3 protein-coding genes and 1 pseudogene are annotated in these 2,460 nt (G+C 69.2%); 2 read left to right on the top strand and 2 right to left on the bottom strand.

The genetic code is table 11. The features are described 5' to 3' along the window. Together VFM98_RS13140 and VFM98_RS26180 are read right to left on the bottom strand one after the other, a co-directional pair. Window positions 1-274, bottom strand: a 274-nt coding sequence (locus VFM98_RS13140) for a pseudouridine synthase (protein WP_325110368.1), incomplete at its 3' end; no start/stop codon positions are given. A gap of 6 nt (window positions 275-280) precedes the next feature. Next, a pseudogene (locus VFM98_RS26180) lies at window positions 281-400 on the bottom strand (hypothetical protein); the annotation flags it as partial. Between the two features lie 138 nt (window positions 401-538). Between VFM98_RS26180 and VFM98_RS13135 the strand changes: the two are divergent. Continuing rightward, a complete protein-coding gene (locus VFM98_RS13135; protein WP_325110367.1) occupies window positions 539-1,480 on the top strand; it encodes an acyl-CoA desaturase in 942 nt (313 codons plus the stop codon). 7 nt (window positions 1,481-1,487) lie between these two features. Further along, window positions 1,488-2,460: NAD(P)/FAD-dependent oxidoreductase (locus VFM98_RS13130; RefSeq protein ID WP_325110366.1), on the top strand; the 973-nt coding region annotated here is incomplete at its 3' end.

The following is a 2,460-nucleotide window of genomic DNA, read 5'->3' as shown; positions in this document are numbered from 1 at the left end:
ACGCGGTGTCGTTGGTAAGCAGCAACAGGCCCTCGCTGGCCCGGTCCAGCCGACCGACCGGCCCCAGCCACGGCAGGTCGGCGTCGCGCAGCAGGTCGTAGACGGTGTCGCGGCCGCGCTCGTCCGACGCGGTGACGGTGATGCCGCGCGGCTTGTTCAGCGCGATGTGCACGGGCGCGGCGGCCGCGACGGGGTGGCCGTCCAGCGTCAGCTTCTCGCGGCCCGGCTCGGTGGGGCGTTCCGGATCCCGGATGCAGCGCCCGTCGACAGTCACCCTGCCCTCGCGTATGGCGCGCTCGGCCTGGCTGCGCGAGCACACGCCGAGCTTGCTTAATACGCGGGCGAGGCCGTAGCGTGGGCGGACGGGGAGCGGTGAACCAGGGGAACGTCGCGGTGGCATCGCGGCAGCCTAGCGAGCAAGCCGAGCGTGCGGCAACCGCGCGACTCGCCATACGCGTGCGTGCGTTGCGCCGCTTGCATCCGCACCCCGCAGGCCTTCGTATTTCTTCACGTGATTTCCACCTTGCGGATCGACTCCATGAGCGAAGGCAATTCCTCTCCCGGCGTGTTCAAGCGGCTGGCCGTCGGGCTGGTGCGCTGGTTCGACACCAGCGCCCAGGACGTGGCCGAAGACGACGACCGGATCGACTGGGTCCGCGTGGTGCCCTTCATCGCCATGCACCTGGCCTGCCTGGGCGTGATCTGGGTGGGTTTCTCCTGGTTCGCCTTCTGGGTGGCGCTGGGCCTCTATGCGCTGCGCATGTTCGCGATCACGGCGTTCTACCACCGCTATTTTTCGCATCGCGCGTTCAAGGCCTCCCGGCCGGTGCAGTTCGCGTTCGCCCTGGTCGGTGCGGCCGCGGTGCAGCGCGGCCCGCTGTGGTGGGCGGCACACCATCGTAACCACCATCGCCACGCCGATACGCCGGCCGACGTGCATTCGCCGGTGCAGCACGGCTTCCCGCGCAGCCACATGGGCTGGTTCATGACCCGCAGCGGCTTCCGCACCGACTGGTCGAAGATCCCGGACCTGGTGAAGTACCCCGAGCTGCGCCTGCTCGATCGCTTCGACCTGCTGGTTCCGGTGGCGCTGGCGGTGGGCCTGTTCTTCTGGGGCCGCTGGCTGGGCCACGCGCATCCGGAGCTGGGCACCAGCGGGCCGCAGTTGCTGGTGTGGGGTTTCTTCGTCTCCACCATCGTGCTGTTCCACGTCACGGTGACGATCAACTCGTTCGCCCACCGCTTCGGCAGCCGCCGCTTCGCCACGCGCGACAACAGCCGCAACAATTGGCTGCTGGCGATCCTCACCTTCGGCGAGGGCTGGCACAACAACCACCATTTCTTCCCGGGCTCGGCCCGTCAGGGCTTCCGCTGGTGGGAGGTGGACCTGACCTTCTACATCCTGCGCGCGCTCTCGCTGGTGGGCGTGGTGCGCGGGCTCAAGGCCGTGCCGGCCGGGCTCAAACGGGGCCAGGGCTGAGGTGGGCATGCGTATCGCGGTTATCGGCGGCGGCATCGCCGGCATGGCGTCGGCGTGGTTGCTCTCGCGCCAGCACGAGGTGGATCTCTACGAGGCCAACGCCTACATCGGCGGGCACACCCACACCCACGACGTCAGCTCCGGTGGCCGCGACTACGCCGTGGACTCGGGCTTCATCGTATTCAACCCGGGCAACTACCCGCTGCTGACGCGGCTGTTCGGCGAGCTGGGGGTGCAGTCGCAGCCCACCACGATGAGCTTTGCCGTGCACAACGAGGCCAGCGGCCTGGAGTACGGCGCCACCAGCCTGGACGCGCTGTTCTGCCAGCGCCGCAACCTGCTCTCGCCGCGGTTCTACGGCATGGTGCGCGACATCATGCGGTTCTACCGCGAGTCGCCCGCGCTGCTGGAGACTGCCGATCCGGGCCCGACGCTGGGCGACTACCTGGAGCGCCATCGCTACGGCGCGATGTTCCGCGACGAGCACATCGTGCCGATGGCCTCGGCGCTGTGGTCGTCTCCGTCGCGCAAGGTGCTGGATTTCCCGGCGCGCTATCTCGTGCAGTTCATGGCCAACCACCACATGCTGCAGCTCGACGACCGGCCGGAGTGGCGCGTGGTGCGTGGCGGCTCGACGCGCTACGTCGATGCCCTGCGCGCGCGGTGGACGGTCAACGAGCGCATCGCCTGCCCGGTCCGCGCGATCCGCCGCGATGCCGGCGGCGTGGAGGTGACCAGCCTGCACGGCAGCGAGCGCTACGACCAGGTCGTGCTGGCCTGCCATAGCGACGAGGCGCTGGCGCTGCTGGCAGGCGACGCATCGCCGGTCGAGCGCGAGGTGCTCGGGGCGATCCGCTACCAGCACAACGACACGGTGCTGCATACCGACATCCGCGTGCTGCCGAAGCGACGCAAGGCATGGTCGGCGTGGAACGTGCTGATTCCGGCCGCCGAGCGCGAGGCCTGCACGGTCACCTATT

This window comes from Ramlibacter sp., assembly GCF_035706265.1.
GTDB lineage: Bacteria > Pseudomonadota > Gammaproteobacteria > Burkholderiales > Burkholderiaceae_C > Ramlibacter.
Note: the sequence above shows the minus strand (reverse complement) of the source record. Positions and strands in the feature narration are given on the sequence as shown.

Bases quoted from the DNA above. Each gene is read 5' to 3' on its own strand.
- VFM98_RS13135 (WP_325110367.1), top strand. From the start codon at position 539: ATGAGCGAAGGCAATTCCTCTCCCGGCGTGTTCAAGCGGCTGGCCGTC.